This window comes from Kocuria sp. MNB10, assembly GCF_054073685.1.
Genome location: NZ_CM133411.1, coordinates 1,205,296 through 1,226,623, shown reverse-complemented (window position 1 = coordinate 1,226,623; position 21,328 = coordinate 1,205,296). Strand labels below are relative to the sequence as shown.

General features: G+C 68.9%; 19 protein-coding genes and 1 pseudogene. 14 read left to right on the top strand and 6 right to left on the bottom strand.

Annotated features, from left to right (window positions below):
* The first annotated feature begins 19 nt into the window (after positions 1-19).
* From ACW9PK_RS05490 to ACW9PK_RS05480, 3 genes are all read left to right on the top strand, one after another.
* Entirely contained in the window at positions 20-1,546 is a 1,527-nt protein-coding gene (locus ACW9PK_RS05490) for a multicopper oxidase family protein (protein ID WP_029603314.1), read from the top strand.
* Entirely contained in the window at positions 1,543-2,394 is an 852-nt protein-coding gene (locus ACW9PK_RS05485) for a F510_1955 family glycosylhydrolase (protein ID WP_019310368.1), read from the top strand. The genes ACW9PK_RS05490 and ACW9PK_RS05485 overlap by 4 nt, the downstream gene beginning before the upstream one ends.
* Before the next feature lie 84 nt (positions 2,395-2,478).
* Entirely contained in the window at positions 2,479-3,717 is a 1,239-nt protein-coding gene (locus tag ACW9PK_RS05480) for a heparan-alpha-glucosaminide N-acetyltransferase domain-containing protein (RefSeq protein ID WP_457016949.1), read from the top strand.
* Between the two features lie 147 nt (positions 3,718-3,864).
* Here the strand turns inward: ACW9PK_RS05480 and ACW9PK_RS05475 are convergent, their stop codons facing one another.
* The 4 genes from ACW9PK_RS05475 to ACW9PK_RS05460 form a co-directional block, all read right to left on the bottom strand.
* Positions 3,865-5,223, bottom strand: coding sequence for a hypothetical protein (locus tag ACW9PK_RS05475; protein ID WP_156960903.1), 1,359 nt, complete (start codon positions 5,221-5,223; stop codon positions 3,865-3,867).
* 535 nt (positions 5,224-5,758) lie between these two features.
* Complete coding sequence (locus tag ACW9PK_RS05470; protein ID WP_098055586.1) at positions 5,759-6,388, bottom strand: hypothetical protein; 630 nt, start codon at positions 6,386-6,388, stop codon at positions 5,759-5,761.
* Positions 6,381-6,737: a helix-turn-helix domain-containing protein gene (locus ACW9PK_RS05465; protein ID WP_035962946.1), complete on the bottom strand. Its 357-nt coding sequence runs from the start codon at positions 6,735-6,737 to the stop codon at positions 6,381-6,383. The genes ACW9PK_RS05470 and ACW9PK_RS05465 overlap by 8 nt, the downstream gene beginning before the upstream one ends.
* On the bottom strand, positions 6,734-7,864 hold the full coding sequence (locus tag ACW9PK_RS05460) for a tyrosine-type recombinase/integrase (protein ID WP_098055584.1): 1,131 nt from the start codon (positions 7,862-7,864) through the stop codon (positions 6,734-6,736). The genes ACW9PK_RS05465 and ACW9PK_RS05460 overlap by 4 nt, the downstream gene beginning before the upstream one ends.
* A 267-nt stretch (positions 7,865-8,131) precedes the next feature.
* Between ACW9PK_RS05460 and ACW9PK_RS05455 the strand changes: the two genes are divergently transcribed.
* Positions 8,132-9,379 carry an IS256 family transposase gene (locus ACW9PK_RS05455; protein WP_457016209.1) on the top strand — a complete coding sequence of 416 codons (1,248 nt, stop codon included), beginning with the start codon at positions 8,132-8,134 and terminating at the stop codon, positions 9,377-9,379.
* A gap of 553 nt (positions 9,380-9,932) precedes the next feature.
* Here the strand turns inward: ACW9PK_RS05455 and ACW9PK_RS05450 are convergent.
* Complete coding sequence (locus tag ACW9PK_RS05450) at positions 9,933-10,781, bottom strand: restriction endonuclease (RefSeq protein ID WP_457016946.1); 849 nt, start codon at positions 10,779-10,781, stop codon at positions 9,933-9,935.
* A gap of 213 nt (positions 10,782-10,994) precedes the next feature.
* On the opposite strand from ACW9PK_RS05450, the gene ACW9PK_RS05445 reads away from it, so the two are divergent.
* The 10 genes and pseudogenes from ACW9PK_RS05445 (at position 10,995) to ACW9PK_RS05400 (ending at position 20,830) form a co-directional block, all read left to right on the top strand.
* Positions 10,995-11,510, top strand: a complete 516-nt coding sequence (locus tag ACW9PK_RS05445; RefSeq protein ID WP_239321478.1) for a DUF4396 domain-containing protein — start codon at positions 10,995-10,997, stop codon at positions 11,508-11,510.
* A gap of 105 nt (positions 11,511-11,615) precedes the next feature.
* Complete coding sequence (locus ACW9PK_RS05440) at positions 11,616-12,242, top strand: YdhK family protein (RefSeq protein WP_368844621.1); 627 nt, start codon at positions 11,616-11,618, stop codon at positions 12,240-12,242.
* Between the two features lie 121 nt (positions 12,243-12,363).
* On the top strand, positions 12,364-12,747 hold the full coding sequence (locus ACW9PK_RS05435; protein ID WP_126874166.1) for a response regulator transcription factor: 384 nt from the start codon (positions 12,364-12,366) through the stop codon (positions 12,745-12,747).
* A 6-nt stretch (positions 12,748-12,753) separates the two neighbouring features.
* Positions 12,754-13,851 (top strand): HEAT repeat domain-containing protein, encoded by a 1,098-nt coding sequence (locus ACW9PK_RS05430; RefSeq protein ID WP_318545911.1) that lies wholly within the window; start codon positions 12,754-12,756, stop codon positions 13,849-13,851.
* Positions 13,838-15,283, top strand: a complete 1,446-nt coding sequence (locus ACW9PK_RS05425; RefSeq protein WP_400697164.1) for a glycosyltransferase family 2 protein — start codon at positions 13,838-13,840, stop codon at positions 15,281-15,283. The genes ACW9PK_RS05430 and ACW9PK_RS05425 overlap by 14 nt, the downstream gene beginning before the upstream one ends.
* Complete coding sequence (locus tag ACW9PK_RS05420) at positions 15,280-16,854, top strand: ATP-binding protein (RefSeq protein ID WP_457016941.1); 1,575 nt, start codon at positions 15,280-15,282, stop codon at positions 16,852-16,854. Before ACW9PK_RS05425 ends, ACW9PK_RS05420 begins: the two co-directional genes overlap by 4 nt.
* 40 nt (positions 16,855-16,894) lie before the next feature.
* Positions 16,895-17,010 (top strand): annotated as a pseudogene (locus tag ACW9PK_RS05415) (ribosomal protein bL36).
* Between the two features lie 171 nt (positions 17,011-17,181).
* Positions 17,182-18,201, top strand: a complete 1,020-nt coding sequence (locus ACW9PK_RS05410) for an NADP-dependent oxidoreductase (protein ID WP_239321488.1) — start codon at positions 17,182-17,184, stop codon at positions 18,199-18,201.
* Between the two features lie 175 nt (positions 18,202-18,376).
* On the top strand, positions 18,377-20,545 hold the full coding sequence (locus tag ACW9PK_RS05405) for a chorismate-binding protein (protein ID WP_457017167.1): 2,169 nt from the start codon (positions 18,377-18,379) through the stop codon (positions 20,543-20,545).
* Positions 20,546-20,668: 123 nt separating this feature from the next.
* The gene (locus tag ACW9PK_RS05400) at positions 20,669-20,830 is read left to right on the top strand and encodes a hypothetical protein (RefSeq protein ID WP_164497787.1); all 162 of its coding nucleotides are present in this window, start codon (positions 20,669-20,671) and stop codon (positions 20,828-20,830) included.
* A 93-nt stretch (positions 20,831-20,923) separates the two neighbouring features.
* On the opposite strand, the gene ACW9PK_RS05395 is transcribed toward ACW9PK_RS05400, so the two are convergent.
* Positions 20,924-21,160 (bottom strand): hypothetical protein, encoded by a 237-nt coding sequence (locus ACW9PK_RS05395; RefSeq protein WP_055085169.1) that lies wholly within the window; start codon positions 21,158-21,160, stop codon positions 20,924-20,926.
* Positions 21,161-21,328: the final 168 nt, after the last annotated feature.

The following is a 21,328-nucleotide window of genomic DNA, read 5'->3' as shown; positions in this document are numbered from 1 at the left end:
GGTGACCCGACAAGGAATCATGGACACCCTTTCCCGTAGAAGTCTGCTCGTCGCCGGATTCGGCCTGCTCGGCTCCGGCGCCCTGGCGGCCTGTTCCTCACCTGCCCCGTCCCTCCCAGCAGGGGTGGGGGCCGGGACGGCCTCCGCCGGAGCCGGTCAGCGCCTCGTGGACACGGCGCTCACCGCCCGGCCGGTCACGCTCGATCTGGGCGGATCGACGGTGGCGACGTGGGCCTACGGCGACAGTCTCCCCGGTCCGCTCATCCGCGCCACGGCCGGGGACCGGCTGCGCATCCGGGTCGAGAATCGCCTGCCGGCGGACACCACCGTGCACTGGCACGGCATCGCCCTGGCCAATGGCGCCGATGGGGTGCCCGGGGTGACCCAGGATCCGATCGCCGCCGAGGCGACCTACACCTACGACTTCACCGCCCCGGACCCGGGGACCTACTTCTACCACCCGCACGTCGGGGTGCAGCTGGACCGCGGTCTGTACGCCCCGCTGATCATCGACGACCCGCAAGAACCCGGCGCCTACGACCACGAGTGGATCCTCGTCCTCGACGACTGGGTCGACGGCACCGGCCGTACCCCCGATGAGGTCCTGGCCGCCCTGACCTCCTCCCGGGACAACGGCGGGATGCCCGGGATGGACCACGGCAACATGGGCGGGATGGAGGGCATGGACATGTCCTCCGGCTCCTCGGAGGGCATGGCTGGGATGGACCACGGGGCGATAAGCGCCGGGGACTCCCCGTACGGCGATGACGCCGGGGACGTGTCCTACCCGCACTACCTGGTCAACGGGCGGGTTCCCGCGGACCCGGAGGTGCTCACGGCGAAGCCGGGCCAGAAAGTGCGGTTGCGGATCATCAACGCCGCCGCGGACACCATCTTCACGGTCGCCCTGGGCGGGCATCGCATGACCGTCACACACACCGATGGGTTCCCGGTGCAGCCGCAGGACACCGATGCCCTCTACCTGGGCATGGGAGAACGCTACGACGCGACCGTCACCCTGGCCGAAGGGGTCTTCCCCTTCGTGGCCGTGCCGCTGGGCAAGGATGGGCAGGCCATGGCCCTGGTGCGCACCGGGGCCGGCAATCCACCGCCGTCGTCAGTACGACCGGCGGAACTGGACAGATCCGTGCTCATCGGCGCCGACCTGACACCGGCGGACAGCGCCCGGCTGGAGGCCCGGGACCCCGACGTGTCCCTGGACCTGGCCATGACCGGGCAGATGAACCCTTACGAGTGGGGATTCAAGGGGGCCCCCTACGGGCAGCACGATCCTGTGCAGATCCAGGAGGGACAGCGGGTGCGGCTGACCGTGGCCAACCACACGATGATGGCCCACCCCCTGCACCTGCACGGGCACACCTTCGCGCTGCCCAACGGCCTGCGCAAGGACACCGTCCTGATCGCCCCGATGCGATCGATGGCCATCGACGTGCAGGCGGACAACCCCGGGAACTGGCTGATCCACTGCCACAACATCTACCACGCCGAAGCCGGCATGACGACCGAACTGAGATACCGCCCATGACCACCCTCTCCCGCCGCTCCCTGCTCACCTTCGGCCTGGTCGCCGGCACCGGACTGGCCGTCACCGCCTGCTCACCACAGTCCGGGAACTCCACCGCCCCGGCCTCCAGCACGGGCACCGCCATCACCCACGTCCACGCCATCACCCGCGATGCGGCCGGGACGATCCTGCTGGCCACCCACGAAGGCCTGTTCCGCCTGGACGACCAGGACCTGACCCAGGTCGGCCCGGTGGTGGACCTGATGGGCTTCACCACCACCGGCGAGGGGCGCTACCTCGCCTCCGGCCACCCGGGTCTGGGCGTGGACCTGCCTGAACCGGTCGGGCTGATCGAGTCCACCGACGCCGGTGAGAGCTGGAGAGTGCTCTCGCGGGCCGGGGAATCGGACTTCCATGCCCTGGCCGCCGGCCCGAACGGGGTCATCGGCTTCGACGGGCAGCTGCGCATCAGCGCCGACGGCCGCAACTGGGACACCGCCGCCATCCCCTCCGCCCCTGCTTCTCTGGCGGTCGCCCCGGGTACGGGCACGGTGCTGGCCACCACCGAGGACGGCCTGCTGCGCTCCTCCGACAACGGCACGACGTGGACGACGGTGGACACCCCGCAGTTGATGTCCCGGGTGGCCTGGGCCGACGACGAAACGATGGTGGGCGCCGGCATCGACGGGCGCCTGCTGACCAGCCGTGACGCCGGGGACACCTGGACAGCCAGTCGGGACCCGGTCGGCGAGGTCGTAGCCCTGGGAGCAGGTCTGACCGACGGCGGGGAGGTCGAGGCGCTGCTGGTGGAGGGCCCCCGGGTGCTGCGGAGCCTGGACGGTGGAGCCACGACGGAGCAGCTGCTGTGAACACCACCGCTCGTGCCCCCAGGCACAGTCGGCGACCATTCACGCCTGACAGCGCGCCAGGCAACAAGGGAGTAGGGGGCCATCATGAGTAAGGACGACTCTACGCACCAGGACGCCACCCATGCCGCGATGCCGGCGGAGGCCGGACGTGTCCCGCGGAAACGGCTGACCGGCATCGACGCGGCGCGCGGGCTGGCGCTGATCGGGCTGACCGCCATCCATTTCCTGCCCGCCGAGAACGAACAGACCCACGAGGCGACGCTGAGCTGGACCCTGTTCTCCGGAGACTCCGCCGCCCTGTTCGCCCTGCTGGCAGGGGTGGGCCTGGCCTTCGCCACCGGTGGCCGACACCCCCGAACAGGCCGACGGATGACGGGAGCGCGGGTGGGCGTGGCGGTGCGGGCCCTGCTGATCTTCGCCCTCGGGGTGGCAATCAACTCCCTGATGCCCGAGGACCCACCGGCGTTCAACATCCTCACCTACTACGGCATCTTCTTCGTGCTGACCATCCCCTTCCTGCACCTGCCCGCCCGGACGCTGTTCCTCAGCGCAGCTGGGTTCGCGGTGGCGGCACCGGTCCTGATGCTGGAGCTGGGCGACCAGGCCCCGGAATTCTCCTCCGGCAATCCCACCGTCATCGACGTGCTCACCGACCCCGGCGCCACCCTCGCCCAATTGCTGCTCACCGGCACCTACCCGGCCCTGCCCTATCTGACCTACTTGCTGGTGGGCCTGGGCATCGGACGCCTGCACCTGCACCACGTCGAGATCCAAACCCGTCTGTTGGTGATCGGGGTGGGTCTGGCGGTCACGGCCCGGCTGGCCTCCTGGCTGGTGCTCTACATCTTCGGCGGCTATCACCAGCTCACCCACGCCGCGTCCTTGGACGAGGAGACTCTGGCCGGGATCCTGATCTGGGGCCCCGACGACGCGCTGCCCGCGGGCTCCTGGTGGTGGCTGGCCATCACCACCCCGCACACCAACATGCCCCTGGCCATCGCCTGGAGCCTGGGGGTGAGCCTGGCCGCGCTCGGGGCGTTCCTGCTACTAGCCCGCAAGGTCGGTCCGTGGCTGCTGCCCCTGTCGGCGATGGGGGCGATGACCCTGACCCTCTACTCCACCCAGCTGGTGCTGCTCTCCTTCGAGCTGCACTACGACCAGCCCCAGCTGTGGTTCCTGCTCTACCTCGTTCTGGCGGCGATCTTCGCCCTCGCCTGGAAACGTGCCTTCGGGCAAGGCCCTCTGGAACGGCTCGTCAGCACGGCCGCCAAGAAAGCCAGCACCACCGTCCTGCCTTCCTCCTCCGGCGCCGATCGAGAATGAGGACACGGTGGTCAGCCACCACATGAAGAAGCTCGTCGACCCTGGCCTGCTCACCCGTGAACAGCGGTGCGCGGCAAAACCTGGGCGGCCGACCGACCTCGTTGGGCAGGCGCTTCTCAGGCCGCGGACTACTCCGTCTTGCGACGCTCAGGGCGGCTCTGTGCTGGATGCCGAGGAAAGCACAGTTCGCAGCACTGCGGTTGGGCTCTCTTCGGAGGCGAGCAGCAGGCCGGCGTAGTGAGCGTTGCTGGCGGCGACGGTGCTGCGCCAGCGGACGGCGGTGGCCAGGTGCATGCCGGTGAGGTCGGCGAGCACGGGTGGTGGCAGCTGTTGGGACAGTGAGGTGAGTGCCCCGGTTCGCGCCGGGCTCACCAGGACACCGACTGCGGCCAGCCGGCGCACCAGAGCGGCCGCTGACAAGGGTGTCCCCGGCTGAGCGCCGGGATACAGCCAGTGGTGGTCTTGGGCAGGGGTGAACATCCGACGCGCGCTGCGATCTGCTGCGGTCTGGGTAGCGAGATCGGCCAGCGGCTCGGGCAGGAGCAGCGGTTCCTTCCCGACCGTGACTTGCAGCGCCTCCCCGGTGGAGCGGATGTCGTCCAGACGGATCCGGGTGATCTGGGCAGGGCGGAAGCCGAAGACCAGCACCAGGGCGGCGGCCAGCTTCGTCCCCGCCGTGATCGTGTCGTGGTTCAGGACGCCGTCGAGGACTCGGCGGCGCTGGTCATCGCTGAGACCTCCCACCAACAGGTACGTCCTGGGCGGTCGGGTGATCTCCAGAGGCTGGCTGCGGCCGTTGGTGTGGGCCCAGGTGAGGAAGCCGGCCACGAGGTATTTCTCGGCCCCGGTGGTGGCCCAGTGGTCCAGGTCGGCCTGGTCCAGGCTCGCCAGGGTCTTGCCCCGGTCTCGGGCCCAGGCGAGCAGGTCAAGCACGACCCGCAGCTCGTGCCGGCGGCTGGTGACCAGCGGACCGGACAGGGGCTCGGCGCGGCTTCTGAGATCGCGCAGGTGCTTCCAGGTGGCGAACTGGACAAAGGCCTGCCGCTCACCCGGATCCTCGATCAGCTGGGCGGTGGTGATGATCCACGCCTGGAAGCGGGCCAGCGGCAGGTTGCGGGCGGGCAGCAGGCCGTGCTCGACCAGCAGCGCCCGCACCGCCCGGGTCGTGTACTCGGGCCCGAGATCGTCGAGGGCCTCGTGGTCGAGCAGATCGGGGGTGGCCAACACCGTGCGCAGCAGTTCCACGGCGCGGTGGCGATGGAAGGCCGCGCGGACCGTGGCCGGGTCCCCGGCCTGGAGGGCGGTGAGCATCGTGCGGGCGGTCTCGTGGCGCTCGAGCAGCTCGGGCGGGAACAAGGTGGCGAGCTGGTCATCGGCGGTGCACCGGTCGCACAGCCCGGTCTGTCGCAGCTTGGCATGGCGGCCGCAGCGGGTGCAGTCGCGGAAGCTGACCGGGTGGCGCGGGTAGCAGTATTCGCACAGGGGCGCCCCCTCGGTTCGTCCCACGACGCGCCGGTGCCGGTGGCAGACGCTGCAGTCCTCGAGAATGTGGTGACAGCTGTGGCAGATCGGGGCGCCGGACTCGTCCCGGGTGGCGACAATCCGCTCCTGGGCGCACCGGGAGCAGGGTTGCCTGGGTTTGCGGCACCTCTCGCACACCGCGCCCGAGGTGCCGGGGAACCGGCACGGTGTAGTGCGCCCACACCGGGTGCACGTGTCCACCTGGGCTGCGAACCGGCACGGGGCGCAGACGGGTCCGGCGGGGCCGCGGTAGACGATGTGCTGGTGGGTGCCGCACTGGCTGCAGATGCCCCAGCCGTCGGGGAGGGCCTTCGCTCACCCCTGGCACAGCCGGGCCTCGTCGGGCATCCGCCGTGCGATCGGGCCCGTACGCCCACATCCGTCGCACGGTTGGGACCGCAGTGCTGTGTAGCACCGGGAGCAGCAGCGTAAACCTTCATAGACGTTGGTCAGCGACCGGTGCTGCCCGCAGTGCCCGCAGCACGCCGGCGGCAACTCGGGCGCCTGGCGGGCCAGCTGATCATAGAGGACACCGAAGAGGGCCGACCCCCGGGCAGGGGCTGCGAACCAATCCGCTCCGTAGTCGGCGATGTCCAGGGCCAAGCGCAACCGGCGCCCGGGCGAGGCGGGAAGCTGGGCGAAGACCCCCCAGGACCGCAGGATCCAGGGAGGGGATCAGGCCGTGGGCGGCCGCGACGAAGATCGCCGATGCTTGCCCGTACATGTCCCGCCAGCAGGCCCCGCAGTAGTCGGCGTCCCCGACGAAGGAGGCGAGCTGACGCTCTCGTCGGCAGCAATGACAGGTGATGGCCCTGGTACCGGCCCGCTTCTTGCACTTGGAGCAGACCCGGTGCCCGTCGAGGCGTTCGGGCAACATCCGCTCGAGACCACAGCCGGTGCAGCGCGGCAGGCGCACCGAGGTGGCACCGGCCTCGAGCAGGGCGGCGATGATGCGCTGCAGCAGGGTCGGCATCGCGTTGTCGGCCGAGGTCAACAACCCCGGATCCACGTGCAGCTGACCCAGCTGCCGGGCCCCGGAGTGGGGCCGCACGACGATGGCAGCCACGATCTCCCGGAGGCGATCGGCGGGCACACCGGCCTCCACCGTGCTGATCAGCTCGGCGATGGGCCGCCCCGGGTGCTCACTCATCGCTGGGAGGCACGATCCGGGCCCGCTTGGGCCGAGCCCCGGAGGCACGCAGCGCATCCGCCGAAGCCTCGGGCGACCCCGCATCGGTGCCGGTGCCGGTGCGAGCGGTGGCCGCGCCGAGATCGACACGGGTGATGAGGTCATTGGCCGTGCAGCCGAAGATGTCCATCAGGGCCGCTAGCACGTGCAAACTCAGCCGTTCCGGTTTCTCCGCGGCCAGCCGGTAGACCTGGCTGGCCGACAGATGGATACCCCTCGCTTCCAGTTCCGGGATGAGCTTGGTGGTGCTGAACATGCCCGCGGCCGCCATTACCTGCCGCAGCTTCCACTCATAGCCGATGACCTTCACTGTCTCTGCCCTCCCGGGTTCGTGGGCAGCACGGCCCGGATCGCGTCATGGAGCATCTTGTTCTTGAAGTCCCCACTCACGGCCGTGTAGAGCCCGGTGGTGGACTGGTAGACGTGGCCGGCCTGTTCCTGGACGAAGCGGGGGTCCACCCCGTCCTCGATCAGATGGGTCACGTAGCTGTGGCGCAGACAGTGCGGGCTCAACGCCGGATCCAAGCCGAGCTCATCGCGGTAGAACCCGAACCGGTCAGCGACGTCACGGGCCTGCAGCCGGGTCCCGCGCTCGGTCAGCCACAGCGCATTCGAGGCCGCACTGGAAGCGCTCTTCACGACTAGGGGACGGACGTTGGCGATGTAGTCGACCACGGCTTCCACCGCCCAGTCGAAGAGGGAGACGACCGAGCGGCGCTTGGGCGCACCACCCCGGGAGGCCTTTCCGAAGCGGACCTGCAGCACCCCGTAATCACCGAACTGGGCAGCGTGCGGGTTGCGGTAGAAGTCGGTGACATCCAGATGAGCGGCCTCGTTGGCGCGCAAGCCCCAGCCATAGACGACCTTCAGCAGCGTCGCATCCCGATAGGCGATCACCGCGCCCTTGCGCCCGGCATCCAGCCGGGCCGCCACCTCGGCATCGGCCTGATCGAACAACTTCTGCAGCTCATCTCGGCTCAACGGTCGGCGCCCCGGGCGCCCCTCGTAGCCCTGCAGGTGCTGGGCGGTGTTCTCCTCGTGGTAGATCTGGCTCGGGTGCCCACCGAAGCGCTCTTCGCACTCCGCGACCCACCCGTAGTGCTCCGAGCACAGGTAGGTGCAGAAAGAACGCACCGCGTACTGGTAGGAACGGATGGTCGTCGGGGCCAGCGCCCGAGTGCGGACCCGGTCCGTCATCCACTCATCGAACAACTGCGGACTCCACCGCCACGGCCACTCGCTGGTGCTGGCCTGGAACCGCCGCACCGTGGACACCACCGCGGCCACGGACCGCCGCTGAAGTCCCCGCCCACCGATCATCTGCGCCGACCACCCCTGGACCATGGCCTCGAATACGGATTCTTCCTCCTGCAGAAAGGTCACACCGGGGGCCAGCACCAAGGAGGCCGCCCCCTGCGGCACTTCGACCTTCACCATCAGAACCCCATCACCAAATGGGCGAATCATGCATCTGATGCAGAGACTATTCCGGGGCCTTCTGCATGACGAGGGGTTCACCGGATCGGACAGACACCTTGACGCCGAACGTCGGTACTGTCATCACGCGAAATCGTGCACCTAATAGTTGAGCCCCCGATAGTGGTGTAGCGCGGTGGTCTTGCTCGTCGTCGCCGACGAGAGCGCGGCCACCGTGAGATCTTTCGAGTTCACCTCTCACAGCACCCTCGAAAGGACATCATCACGATGACCGCTCCTCACATTGTCGACCCTGCCGGCCTGCTCGGCGAAGCCCTGTCCGACGCGTCCCCGGATCTGATGCGCAGCTTGTTGCAGACGGTGATCAACGCTCTCTTGTCTGCTGATGCCGAGGCGGTGGTCGGCGCCGAATGGGGCAAGCCCACCCCGACCCGGTCTGCGCAGCGCAACGGCTACCGGCACCGTGAGCTCGACACCCGCATCGGCACGATCGACGTCGCCGTGCCGAAACTGCGCACCGGCACCTACTTCCCCGAGTGGTTGCTGGAGCGGCGCAAACGGGCTGAGTCCGCGCTGATCACCGTGGTCGCCGACTGTTACCTCGCCGGGGTCTCGACCCGTCGGATGGACAAGCTGGTGAAGACCCTGGGCATCAACTCCCTGTCGAAGTCCCAGGTCTCGCGCATGGCCGGTGACCTCGACGAGCACGTGGAGTCCTTCCGCCACCGGCCACTGGACGAGGCCGGCCCTTTTACGTTCGTCGCCGCCGACGCGCTGACCATGAAGGTCCGAGAGGGCGGGCGGGTGGTCAACGCGGTCGTGCTGCTGGCCACCGGGGTCAACGGCGACGGCCACCGGGAGGTCCTCGGGATGCGGGTGGCCACGGCCGAGACCGGGGCGGCGTGGAACGAGTTGTTCGCCGACCTGGTGGCCCGGGGCCTGGGCGGAGTCCGCCTGGTCACCAGTGACGCCCACGCCGGTCTCAAGGACGCGATCGCCGCGCACCTGCCCGGGGCGTCCTGGCAGCGGTGCCGCACCCACTACGCGGCCAATCTCATGTCGATCTGCCCGAAGAGCATGTGGCCGGCCGTGAAGGCGATGCTGCACTCGGTCTATGACCAGCCCGATGCCGCCGCGGTGAACGCCCAGTTCGACCGGCTGATCGACTACGTCGCCGAGAAGCTGCCCGAGGTGGCTGAGCACCTGGCCGACGCCCGGGAGGACCTGCTGGCCTTCACCGGCTTCCCGAAAGACGTGTGGATGCAGATCTGGTCCAACAACCCCGCCGAGAGGCTGAACAAGGAGATCCGCCGGCGCACCGACGCGGTCGGGATCTTCCCCAACCGAGCCGCCATCGTTCGCCTCGTGGGCGCGGTGCTGGCCGAGCAGACCGATGAGTGGGCCGAGGGCCGCCGCTACCTCGGACTCGAGGTCCTCACCCGTTGCCGGCTCACCCCCGTGGCCCGCACCGGAAGCGAGGTGATCCCCGACCCCCTGACCGCCCTCACTGCCTGACCCCTACGAAAGATCGCTACACCACTTCTCGGGGCTTGACCGTGGGGGAAGGGAACGTCCTGGGCTCTAACGGTCATGCCAACTACCTCGCAGGACCCCCGGAATCGACGATCGGCCACCCCCAGCATCCATAGTGTTGAAATGCTGTTCCTGGGAAAGGGGCGGGATGAGGCCGATGAGTGGGTGCCCCACGCAGTGCTTAACATCGGGGCCCACGGGGATCCGCCTGCCGAGATCGCCGAACTCGTCACCAGCCACGAACGTTACCGTTCAGCCGGCATGATGAGGTCAGTTGAACTAGAGGGTTCCGTGACGTTCCCGAGTTGATGGGGATGCCCGAGGTCCTCCGCGCGGCATGATCATTGACGCTAGGCCAACTGCGTAAAGGATGAGGCGCATTTTCATGGTTTTACAACGACGTCTTCGCGGAATACAGTGTTCGCGTTGATGAGCCAGGGCGAAGACGGCTGATCACTGCACCTATTACGGTGAGTAAAGGTTCGGGAGGCCGGGCGTGAGCTGCATCTCAGCGGCGGCGGATGTGCGGGGATCGCTATTCGAAGAAATCCTCGTCTACGGCTAAGACATCAAAGGTCTGCCTCACCTGCACTCCCACCCGGTACTTGAGCATCAAGGCCACCAGGCGCTCGCCATCGATGAGGACGGGGCGAGAGGGGACTACTGCGGCGTAGTCTTTCGCGCCCGCAGTAAATGTGCTTGTGGTGATAAAGATGCCCTTCGTTGCGCCCTTGCCATGAAGTGCGCCCACGAAGGCCTGAATTGCCTCCCGGCCTACGGTGTTCTTCTCTGCGTAGCGCTTGGCCTGGATGTAAATCTGATCGAGGCCCAGGGGGTCCTGGTCGATGACCCCGTCTACACCCCCGTCTCCAGACCCGCCAATGCGGCGCCCTCGTTTGTCCGCCCCGCCGTACCCCATTTTCAGAAGCACCTGCACAACCGCCTCCTCAAAGAAATCGGGGTGGGTGCCGCGCAGGCGTTCCAAGAGATCTTCCGCTGTCTCGGCCGTAAGCTGATTAATCCCTTCGTCGATTTTTTCAAGGGGTTCTAGCTCTGCCACCTTTGGCGTTGTCGTGCTGTTCGGCTGCTTCGAGACCTCCGGGCTCCAGAACGGCTTGAAGTATTGGTTGGCCTCTCTGAATGTCATGCCTCTCGGATGTTCCTTGGTCCATGCCCGTCCCGCATCATTGAGCCGGTAGTACCCCCGCGCAGGGCGATCCACCAGGTTTGCGCGGGATAAATGGCTCAACACCCACTGCATGCGCTGTTCATATCGGAGGCTGCCCGTGTTCAGCTGTTCACTCTTGGCGGAGTCGCTCAATCCGGCGGCTTCGGCGGCGCGATCAAATATGTCCTTGCGGTGCAGGTTTTCCCCGGATGTCATGACCGATAAAACGGGCCTCAGGAGCTCCGGCCACGTGGGAACTTCGGTGGGGCGAGCATTAGGGGATGTCATGTGAAACCGCCTTGAGGTATGAATAGGTTCATGCAACCGACTGCGACCTGTCCAGTGTAGAGATGGCTGTGCCAGCACCCGATCAACGCATGTAAAGAAATCCATATCAATAATACCCCCCCAGGGTATATAGTCGATGGCATGAACACGCCCGCCACCACCCACCCCACCGATCACTCGGACTCCCTCTCGGGCCACGACATGCACGACCATACCCCCTCCAACCACGCAGGCCACGACATGTCCAACATGGCCGCCAGCGCCACCCTCCACTGCCTCACCGGCTGCTCCATCGGCGAGATCCTCGGCCTGATCCTGGCCACCGTGTTCGGGTGGGGCAACGTCACCAGCACCGCCACGGACACCGTCTCCATCCTCACCATGGAGGTCGTGGACAACCTCGTCATGTGGCTGGTCCCCGGCGCCATGGACGCCGGCCTGCTGGACGCCCTGTTCTGGGGTTCCATGGCCCTGTCCCTCGTGATCGCGTACTTCGCGGCATACCCGGTGAACAAGGCCCTGCTGCGCCGCGGCAAGGGCCACGCCATCACCCACCACGCCTCCGGCGGCGGCCCCATGGACAACCGCCCCCTGGCGTACGGCATCAGCGCGTTCATGCTGGGCGGCTTCGTCGCGTCCCTCGGTACCCTCTTGTAGGGAACAAGTGCAGCGGGGCCCCGCTGCCACCGCGCATTCCCACCAGAAACCCGCCCGTACCGGGGTCCAGCAACCCGGGCGGGCCCGCAGAAAGGATCCTTTCCCATGCGTCGACTTCCCCTCACCCTCGCCGGTCTCGCCATCCTGGTGACCGCCACCGCATGCTCCGCCGGTTCCGATTCCGCGGACCACTCCGCCCACGAGGGCCACGAGACCAGCGCGACCTCCAGCGCGACGAGCCAGGCGGCGTCGTCGCCCGCGAGTGGCACGCCCAGTGCGAGCCAGGGCGGGCACGAGCACATGCACGCCATGGACGGTGGCCCCGCCCCGCAGGGCATCGCCGCCGCGGAGAAGCCCACCTACCCGGTGGGCACGCAGGTTACGCTGACCACCGACCATATGGAGGGCATGAGGGACGCCCCGGCCACTGTGGTGGGCGCCTACAAGACCGTGGCCTACGCCGTGAACTACACCCCCACGGACGGCGGGCCCGAGGTCATCAACCACAAGTGGGTGGTCCAGGAGGAGCTCCAGGGTGCCGGTTCGGAGCGCCTCGCGGACGGCACCGAGGTCACCATCGAGGCGGACCACATGGAGGGCATGAAGGGCGCCACGGGCACCGTTGCCTCCTCCACCACCCAGACCGTCTACATGGTGGACTACAAGGCGGACGGCATGACCATGACCAACCACAAGTGGGTCGTGGAGAAGGAGATGGAGCCCCGCGGCTGATTTCACCGCACCAAGTGTCATCTCCCGCCAACCTGCATGTTTTTGAATACTCTTGGCTTCATCTCCTCCGCTGCCGCGGATTCGGAGCGTGTCCATCCCCCCAGACACACGGAGCGCCCTCGTGAGCCCTGAACACCCGTCCGTCCTCGTTGCGGACGACGACCCCGACATTCGCGACCTCGTGGTCTTCAAACTGCAACAGGCGGGATACGAGGTCCGGGCGGTGGAGGATGGCACCGCTGCGCTGAGCGCGCTGGAGGACGGCATCCCAGACGTCGTGGTGCTGGACGTCATGATGCCCGGTCTCAGCGGACTGGACGTGCTGCGCCAGATCCGTGCCACCGAGGCTCTGAAACACCTCAAAGTGGTCCTGCTGACCGCCCGGGCCAGGGACACGGACGTGGACGACGGGTACAACACCGGTGCGGACGAGTACGTCACCAAGCCCTTCAGCCCCCGTGAGCTGCTGCACCGTGTGAACAGCCTCCTCGGCCGGGGGCGGTGACCCGCAGTGGCGACCCCCACGGTGGTCTCCGCGCAGCTGCTGTCCTGGGTGCTGTGGGTTCTGGTATGGGCCGCGGCCCTGCTCCTCGCGACCGTCCTGGGATCGCGTGCAGGCCGGCAGTGGCGTGAACGCCGGGACGCGAAGCTGCTCGGTGAGTTGCGCCCCGCAATGCTCGAGGTCGCGTCCGGTGAGGACGACGACGCCTCCGCCCTGCGCCGCCTGACTGCGGTGCCCCGGCGCCGCGTACCGGTGGTGGACCGCGCCGTCTCCGCGATGCTCTCCAAGGTCAGGGGGGAGCCCGCCCGTGCTCTGGCCCGGGTGCTCGACGCCCACGGACGCGCCGAGTGGGCCATCACGGGGCTCTCCTCCCACAGCGCGGTGCGCCGTGCCCACGCCGCCTGGACCCTCGGGCTGATGCGCGCTCGCGAGTCCGCGCCCCGGCTCCTGCCCCTGCTCCAGGACCGTTCCGCGGACGTGGTGGTTGCCGCCGCCCGTGCCCTGGCGCTGCTCGGCGACGGCTCCGCGGCCCGCGCCGTGCTGCGCGCGGTGGCGCCGCGGCGTCGTCCCCGCGGACTGCCCAGCTGGGTGGCCGTGGAGTCCCTGTGCGCCTTCGACGACGCAGCGGCACCCGTGATCGAGGAGGCCACCCTGCACCCGGACCCGGCGGTGCGCCATGTGGCGGCAACTGTGATCGGAGTGCGCCCCGTGCCAGGTGCCGCTCCCGTCGTGCGTGAGCGCCTGGCACAGGAGACCGACCCCCGGGCCCTCACCGCCTTCGTCGGCGCCCTGGGATGGGTGGGGGGAGCGCAGGACCTCGCCGTCCTGTCCGAGCTCGCCCGCCACCGGGACGAGAGCGTGGCGCTCGCCGCCGTGGAGTCCCTCGAACGGCTGGGTCTGCCGGCCTCTGTGGCGGCCCTGGGCCCCCTGGTCGAGGACACCCGGCCCCGGTTGGCGGAGCGGGCCGCGGTGGCTCTCACCGAACTGGGCCCTGCCGGGAGGGAGCGGCTGCTGGGCGCCCTGGACGGGGACACCCCTGCCGTGCACCCCGCCCACTACGCGCTGCAGCTGAGCGCCATGAGAGGAGCCGGCCGTGGAGTGGCTTGAGCTGCTGCGCGGCGCTGTGGCCGGGATCCTGGCGTTCATTGCGGTGCCGGTGCTGATCTACTTCCTGCTGATCAACACGTCCTACCTGGTGATGATCGTCCTGGCGGCGGTGGACTTCGTGGCCTACCGCCGCCGGATCCCGTTCGCGGGGCGGGAGGAACTGATGCGCTCCCGCACCATGCCCGGCATCAGCGTGGTGGCACCCATGCACAACGAGGAGGTCGGCATCCGCGTGGCCGTGGAGTCCTTTCTGTCGCTGCAGCACCCGCGCCACGAGGTGATCGTGGTGGACGACGGCAGCACCGACAACGGTTTCGAGGTGCTGCGCCGGGCCTTCGACCTGGTGCCGGTGTCCCGGCAGATGCCCGAGGACGTTCCGGTGCGGGAGGCACCGGCCAGCATTCACGTCCCACGGGACGGGCGGACCCGGCTGACCGTGGTGCACAAGCGCAACTCGGGCCGCTCCGACTCCATCAACGTGGGCATCAACCTGGCCCGCGAGGACCTGGTGCTGTTCGTGGACTCGGACTCCATCCTGGACCCCGGGGCGCTGCTGACGGTGTCCCGGCCCTTCATCGAGGACCCGATCTCCACGGTCGCCGCCGGGGGAGTGATCCGCGCCGTCAACGGGTGCCGCGTGAAGGGCGGCCGTGTCCTGGAGGTGCGCATGCCGGGCACGCCGCTCGCGGACATCCAGGTGATGGAGTACCTGCGAGCCTTCCACCTGGGACGCGCAGGCTGGTCCCGGATCAACGCGCTGCTGCTGATCAGCGGCGCGTTCGGTGTCTTCCGCCGGGATGCCCTCGTGGCGGTGGGAGGCCTGGACGCCTCGAGCATCGGTGAGGACTTCGAACTGGTGATGCGTCTGCACCGGACCTTCCGCAGGCAGCGCCGGCCCTACCGCGTCACCTTTCTCACGGAGCCCATCTGCTGGACGGAGGTCCCTAGCACCCTGCCCGTGCTGCGGCGGCAGCGGGCGCGCTGGCACCGGGGTCTGTGGGAGACCCTGTGGGCCTACCGGGACATGCTGTTCAACCCCCGCTACGGCCGGCTGGGTCTCGTTGCGGTTCCGTACTACTGGCTCTTCGAGCTGATCGCCCCGCTGTTGGAACTCGCCGGGCTGGTACTGATCGCCCTGGGCTTCGCGCTGGGACTCGTGTCCTGGCAGTACTTCCTGTTGTTCATGCTCGTGGCCTACGCGTACGCGATCATCGTGACCCTCGCGGCCGTGACGATCGAGGAGCTGAGCTACCACAAGTACCCCCGCTGGCGGGACCTGGGCATCACGCTGGGCGCGGTGGTCCTGGAGAACCTGGGCTACCGCCAGCTCACGGCGTGGTGGCGCATGGAGGGCTGGGTGGCCTCCCTGCTGGGGCGCCGCCAGCAGTGGGGCACCATGACCCGTTCGGGTTTCACGGAGGTGGACGGATGAGCGCCCGCTTCCCGGCACTGACCCGCGTGCGGGACGGTGTCCGCCACCGCGGGGTGCGCGCCATCCTCCTGCAGGTGCTCGCCCTGTTGTGCCTCGCACTGCTCTTCACCGGCGCCACCGCACTGTGGGGACTGCACACGGTGCAGCTGAACGTGGCTGCCACGCGCACCACCATCACACCCCTGATGGATGCCACGCACCAGGTGGAGGCCACGCTGCTGCGCGCCCAGACGGCCGCGCGTGGCTACGCGGTCAGCGGAGACCAGGCTTTCGCGCGGGAGTACGCTGAGGCCACTGCGGACCTCAGTGCAGCCCAGGACGTCCTGGGTGAGGTGGCGGCCGGGCGGCTGCCGCAGCTGCGGTCCTTGAACGAGTCCGTGGACACGTGGCTCGGCCTCACCCGGGAACCAGGGAGGGACACCCCGCGGAGATCTCTGGACCTGCCCACTACGACATCCGCCATGGACCGGGCCCTCGGTACACTGGAGGACGTCCGGGCGGACGCCTCCCGCCTGCGGGAGCAGCGCAGAGCGGATCTGAACCGGTCCATGACCCTGGCCGCGGCCGCCGTGGTGACTGCCGCGATGCTGTCGATCGCGGTGGCGTTCCTCGTCCTGGGCCGCGCGGACCGCGCCCTCGGGGCGCCGCTGCTCGCGCTGCAGTGCACGGTGGCGAGGCAGCGCGCGGGCGATCACGACGCCGTCGCGGAAACCTCCCACGGCGCTCGTGAAGTGGTGGGCCTCGCCGCGTCCTTCAACGCCTTCACCCGCGAGGCCCGGGACGTGGTGGAGCAGCGGGAGCGCACCCTGGAGCAGCTCACGGAGCTCAACCGCCAGAAATCCGTGTTCGTCTCCACCACCAACCACGAGCTGCGAACCCCGCTCACATCCATCAGCGGCTATGTGGAGATGCTCCAGGACGGGGACTTCGGCAGTGTCGGCCCGGAACAGGCCCGCGTGCTGGAAGTGGTGCGGCGCAACACGGAACGGCTGCGGCTGCTGATCGAGGACCTGCTGCTGATCAACAAGCTGGACCAGGACCAGGAGAACCGCTCGGCGCGCCACTGTGTGCTGGACCTCGCAGAGTGCGTGTCCGGGGTGGTCACCAATCTCGTTCCCCAGGCCGCGGCGGGCGAGGTGACCGTCCACGCGGACACGGACGGTTCGTGGCCCGTGTTCGGGGACCGGGACCGTCTGGAGCGGGCCGTCACCAACGTGGTGGGTAACGCCATCAAGTTCACCCCGCCCCACGGTGCCGTCTCGCTGACGCTGGAAGGCACGCCCGATGGCACGGGAGTCCGCCTGACGTGCACGGACACCGGGATGGGCATTCCCGAGAAAGAGGTGGGGTCCCTCTTCACGAGCTTCACCCGGGCCTCCAACGCCACGGCCCAGCAGGTGCCCGGAACGGGACTGGGGCTCGTGATCATGCGCACCATCGTGGAGCAGCACGGGGGGTCCGTGGCCCTGGAGTCGGTGGAGGGGGAAGGCACCACCGTCACGCTGAATCTCCCCCTGGCGACCCAGCGGAGCGAACCGGTGCAGCGGGTTGTGGCTACCGATGCTCCGTGATGCTCTCCTGAATGAGAATTGTTCGCAACCATGAGGTTCCGTGAAGGTTCGCACCTCGCTCCGCTCCCTCAAGCAGATCCCGGCTCGCAGGTGGTCCGCCACCGGGGCACGACCGATGTGATCAACAGGAAGAATCGGCGCATGAAGGCTCGTTAGGGCTGAGCCGCGCGCGGGGCGCCCCCGGGAACCGGTCCGTGCGGCGTCGGCGATCACCGTGGGGTGCGTAAATTACTCCTGGGCTGCCCCATGTGACGAGTAACCGGGGGTAGCGTCCGCTGGGCGCGAATCCTTGCTGTGGCAAACGTTTGTGCATGCCACTATGGCGACATGGCTACTACCGATTCCACCAGCACACAGATCCAGCTCGTCTCCCGCCCGGAGGGGTGGCCCGAGCACGAGAACTTCCGCACCGTCACCGTGGACCTGCCGGAGCTGCAGGACGGAGAGGTGCGCGTGCGCAACGAGTTCATGTCCGTGGACCCGTACATGCGCGGGCGCATGCGGGACGAGAAGAGCTACGTCCCGCCGTTCGCCCTGAACGAGACCATGACCGGCGGCGCCATCGGCCGCGTGGTCGAGTCCCGCTCCGAGGATCTCCCCGAAGGCACCCCCGTGCTGCACCAGTACGGCTGGCGCGACCTCGCCCAGGGATCTGCCAAGGAGTTCACCAAGGTTGAGGAGCTGCCCAACGCCGAGCTGTCCGTGTACCTGGGCGTGCTGGGCATGACAGGGATGACTGCGTACACCGGGCTCACCCGCATCGCCGGGCTGAAGGAGGGGGACCGCGTGTTCGTTTCCGGTGCCGCCGGCGCCGTGGGCTCCATCGCGGGTCAGATCGCCAAGCTGCTGGGCGCCTCCTACGTGATCGGTTCCGCCGGCTCGGACGAGAAGGCCCGGATGCTCACCGAGAAGTACGGCTTCGACAAGGTGCTCAACTACAAGGATGCCCCCATCCGTGAGCAGCTGGCCGATGCTGTGGGTGAGGATGGCGTGGACGTGTACTACGACAACGTGGGCGGCGACCACCTGGAGGCGGCTCTGGACGTGCTCAACCGTCACGGCCGTGTGGCCGTGTGCGGCGCGATCAGCCAGTACAACTCCACCGAGCGCCCCTGCGGCCCGGACAACATGGGCAACATCATCAAGAACTCCCTCATGCTGGAGGGCTTCACCATGGGTGACCACACTGACGTCGCCCAGGAGTACCGCCAGCGGATGGGTGAGTGGTTCACCTCCGGCAAGGTCGCCCACGATGAGACCGTGGTGGAGGGCATCGACCACGCCGTGGACGCGTTCCTGGACATGATGAAGGGCGCGAACAAGGGCAAGATGGTCGTCAAGATCTGAGTGACGTCCTCGCCGCGTGGCTGCGCGGCGCTGTGACCGTCGTCGAGGAACCGCTCCGCTGCTCTGCGTGGCGGTTCCTCTCCATATCATGGCCGCGTCCGAGCTGCTCCCCGGCGCCCCACGAGAGGAAACCGTGCCCCGACACCCTCTGCCGCATCGCGTGAGACCCGTGCAGATGCTGCGCGCGCTGCATGCTGAACCCGGTCTCGCGGCGCTGCTCGGGGACTGGATGCACGGGGACGCGGTGATCGGCATCCGGCCCGCGCGCGTGCTCGGTGCGGACGAGGACCCGTTCGCCGCTCTGGGCTCCGCGGACGACGACGATCCTCCCACCGTGGCGCGCGCCGCCCCGCCCAGCACGGGCGGGAACCGGCACGATCTCTGCGTTCTGGCTCGCCCCTGCGCCGATCCCGCCCGCTTCGGTGGCGGGTGGCTCGGTTACCTGGGGTACCAGCTCTCGCGCCGCCTGGAGTCGCTCCCGCCCGCACCTCCGCACTCGGGCGGTCTGCCGGAGCACCACCTGGCGCGCTACGACCACGTCCTGTTGCACGACAGCGCTGCGGACCGCTGGTTCTGTGAGTCCCTGCCCGGTGCGGACCCTGCCCGGGTGGCTGAGACGATTGCGGCGGTGGAGCGGGCGCTCGGGGCCGGCCCGGCGTCATCGTCCGGGGCGTCCGCGCCGCGCTCGTACCGGTGCGGGCCGTTCGAGGCCGCCGTGACCGGCGCGGCCCACGCCAAGGCGGTGCGGCGCGCGCTGGCGCACATCCGGGACGGGGACATCTTCCAGGCGAACATCTGCCGAGAGCTCACAGCGGCATTCGACGGTGACCCACTGGACCTGTTCTGCGCCGGGTACGAGCGGCTGCGGCCGCGTTTCGCCGGGTTCTTGCGCGTGCCGGGCGGCGCGGTGGCCAGCTTCTCGCCCGAGCTCTACCTGCGTCGGACGGGCACCGCCGTGCTCACCTCCCCGATCAAGGGCACCGCGCCCGCGGACTCGGACCCCCGCGAGCTGCACGCCTCCGCCAAGAACCGCGCCGAGAACGTGATGATCGTGGACCTCATGCGCAACGACCTCTCCCGCGTGTGCGTCCCCGGCTCCGTCCTGAGCCCCGCCGTGCCGCGTGTGGAGCCGCACACGGGCGTCCACCACCTGGTCGCGGATGTCCACGGCACGCTGCGCCCCGGGCTCGACGACGCCGCCCTCCTGCGTTCCACGTTCCCGCCCGGTTCGTGCACGGGGGCGCCGAAGGTCAGGGCCACCGAGATCATCAACGCCCTGGAGACCACCGCGCGGGGCGTCTACACCGGTGGGATCGGGTACGCGAGTCCCGTGGCGGGGCTGGCCATGAACGTGGCCATCCGTACGTTCGAGTTCTCGGGCACCATGGTGCGCCTGGGTGTGGGCGGCGGGATCGTCGCTGACTCGGACCCGGACGGGGAGGCGTTCGAGACCCTCGTGAAGGCCGCCCCGCTGCTGGATGCGGTCGGCGCCCGCTTCGGGCCCGAGCTGTCCCGGGAGTGGCGTGAGCACGCGGAGTCCTCGGAGGTGGCGACCCCGGCGTGCGTGGGAGGCAGTGGGGCGCCGTCGCGCGCGGCAGCCTCGCTGCGGGACGCGCCCATGATCCGCTCGACCCCCGACCCCTCCCTGGGGGTCTTCACCACGATGCTCGTCCGCGAGGGGCGTCCCGAGCAGCTGGTGGAGCACCTGGCAAGGCTCGGGAGCAGCGTGCGGGCGTGCTTCTCCCATGAGCTGCCGGGCGCGCTCGCAGAGCAGGTCCGCCAGCGTGCTGCCGGATTGGATGGCCCGCACCGGCTGCGGGTCACGGCAGTTCCGGACGCTGGGAGTCTGTGTCTCGAGATGACCCACGCCCCGCTGAACCCTCCCGGCGCGGCCCCTCCCGTGGCTCCGTGGGTGCTGCGCCCGGTGGTGGTGCCCGGCGGGTGGGGGCGCCACAAGTGGGCGGACCGCCGCGCCCTGGACACGACACCCGGTCCGTGGTCCCCGGTGTGCGATCCGCTGCTGGTGGACCAGGACGGCACGGTGCTGGAGACCGGGCGTGCAAATGTGTTCGTGGTGCGCGGTGGCGTGGTCACTACCCCGCCCGTTGACGGCCGGATCCTGCCCGGGGTGATGCGCGCCCGGGTGCTCTCGAGCCTGCGGGCCGCCGGGTACGAGGTCCGTGAACAGGACATCACTCTCGCAGACATCGCTGGGGCGTCGGAGGTGTTCGTGACCAACGCCCTGCGGGGTGCCCGGCCCGTGGGGGAGATCCGCGGTGTGGGTGCGTGGGCCCCTGGGCCTGTGACGGTGTGGGTGCAGCGCGCGCTCGCGGACGCCCCGTGACGAACGGGCGGCATCGCCCCCATTGACACGACCCGGTGAGGTGAGGATGCTCGGGGCACGGCGCCGTCGTCCGGGCCGCGGAGCTCGGGGCGGCGCACCACGCAACCGCGAAGGAGCGCAGCCATGGGCAAGAACCCGCAGGACGAGAACACCGAGTCGGTCAGCCAGGTGGACACCGACGAGCAGCGCCAGAAGGCCGCCGAGCAGGCGAACACCCAGGAGCAGCAGGAGTTCTTCGAGGAGCAGGCCGGCACGGAGGAGCAGTCCCAGGGCTACGGGCACTGAGCACCGCACCGGGCAGCCGCTGACAGGCGAACCGCCCCGCACCAGGAAGGTGCGGGGCGGTTCTTCTGCGCCGAGTGGCTGCGGGGTCGGTGGCTACTTCTTCTTGTTCTCGAGGGTCTGCTCGTACTGGGCGAGAGCCAGGCCCACGCTCATGAAGGTGGGCGCCCAGTGGCCCACGAAGATGCCCCAGCGGTCCGACTGGGCCTTGGAGTCGTCGCTCTTGAGACGCGAGATTCCCCACGACACGAAGGACAGGGCGATCGAGCCCATGCCTGCGGTGTAGGCGTACTCGGAGCGGATACCGGCGTCGTGCAGGGTCTTCATGATCATGGTGTGATCTCCGTTCTGCTCTGCTGAGCAAGTGGTGGTGAAGCAGGGCTGGGTACCTCCACCGTAGATGCCGGAGGGCCAAATAATAAGGGGGGTGATGGATCAGGTTCTGCCCGGTCATGGCACCGTTCCTTTCCCTTACCGAGCCGGACCACGCGCCGTCGCGCG

Excerpts from the sequence above, each read along its gene's own strand:
- ACW9PK_RS05410 (WP_239321488.1), top strand. The coding sequence starts at position 17,182 with ATGGCTACTACCGATTCCACCAGCACACAGATCCAGCTCGTCTCCCGC.
- ACW9PK_RS05400 (WP_164497787.1), top strand. The coding sequence starts at position 20,669 with ATGGGCAAGAACCCGCAGGACGAGAACACCGAGTCGGTCAGCCAGGTG.
- ACW9PK_RS05450 (WP_457016946.1), bottom strand. The coding sequence starts at position 10,781 with ATGACATCCGGGGAAAACCTGCACCGCAAGGACATATTTGATCGCGCC.
- ACW9PK_RS05480 (WP_457016949.1), top strand. The coding sequence starts at position 2,479 with ATGAGTAAGGACGACTCTACGCACCAGGACGCCACCCATGCCGCGATG.
- ACW9PK_RS05470 (WP_098055586.1), bottom strand. The coding sequence starts at position 6,388 with ATGAGTGAGCACCCGGGGCGGCCCATCGCCGAGCTGATCAGCACGGTG.
- ACW9PK_RS05440 (WP_368844621.1), top strand. The coding sequence starts at position 11,616 with ATGCGTCGACTTCCCCTCACCCTCGCCGGTCTCGCCATCCTGGTGACC.
- ACW9PK_RS05420 (WP_457016941.1), top strand. The coding sequence starts at position 15,280 with ATGAGCGCCCGCTTCCCGGCACTGACCCGCGTGCGGGACGGTGTCCGC.
- ACW9PK_RS05460 (WP_098055584.1), bottom strand. The coding sequence starts at position 7,864 with ATGGTGAAGGTCGAAGTGCCGCAGGGGGCGGCCTCCTTGGTGCTGGCC.
- ACW9PK_RS05485 (WP_019310368.1), top strand. The coding sequence starts at position 1,543 with ATGACCACCCTCTCCCGCCGCTCCCTGCTCACCTTCGGCCTGGTCGCC.
- ACW9PK_RS05490 (WP_029603314.1), top strand. The coding sequence starts at position 20 with ATGGACACCCTTTCCCGTAGAAGTCTGCTCGTCGCCGGATTCGGCCTG.
- ACW9PK_RS05405 (WP_457017167.1), top strand. The coding sequence starts at position 18,377 with ATGCTGCGCGCGCTGCATGCTGAACCCGGTCTCGCGGCGCTGCTCGGG.
- ACW9PK_RS05395 (WP_055085169.1), bottom strand. The coding sequence starts at position 21,160 with ATGATCATGAAGACCCTGCACGACGCCGGTATCCGCTCCGAGTACGCC.
- ACW9PK_RS05445 (WP_239321478.1), top strand. The coding sequence starts at position 10,995 with ATGAACACGCCCGCCACCACCCACCCCACCGATCACTCGGACTCCCTC.
- ACW9PK_RS05455 (WP_457016209.1), top strand. The coding sequence starts at position 8,132 with ATGACCGCTCCTCACATTGTCGACCCTGCCGGCCTGCTCGGCGAAGCC.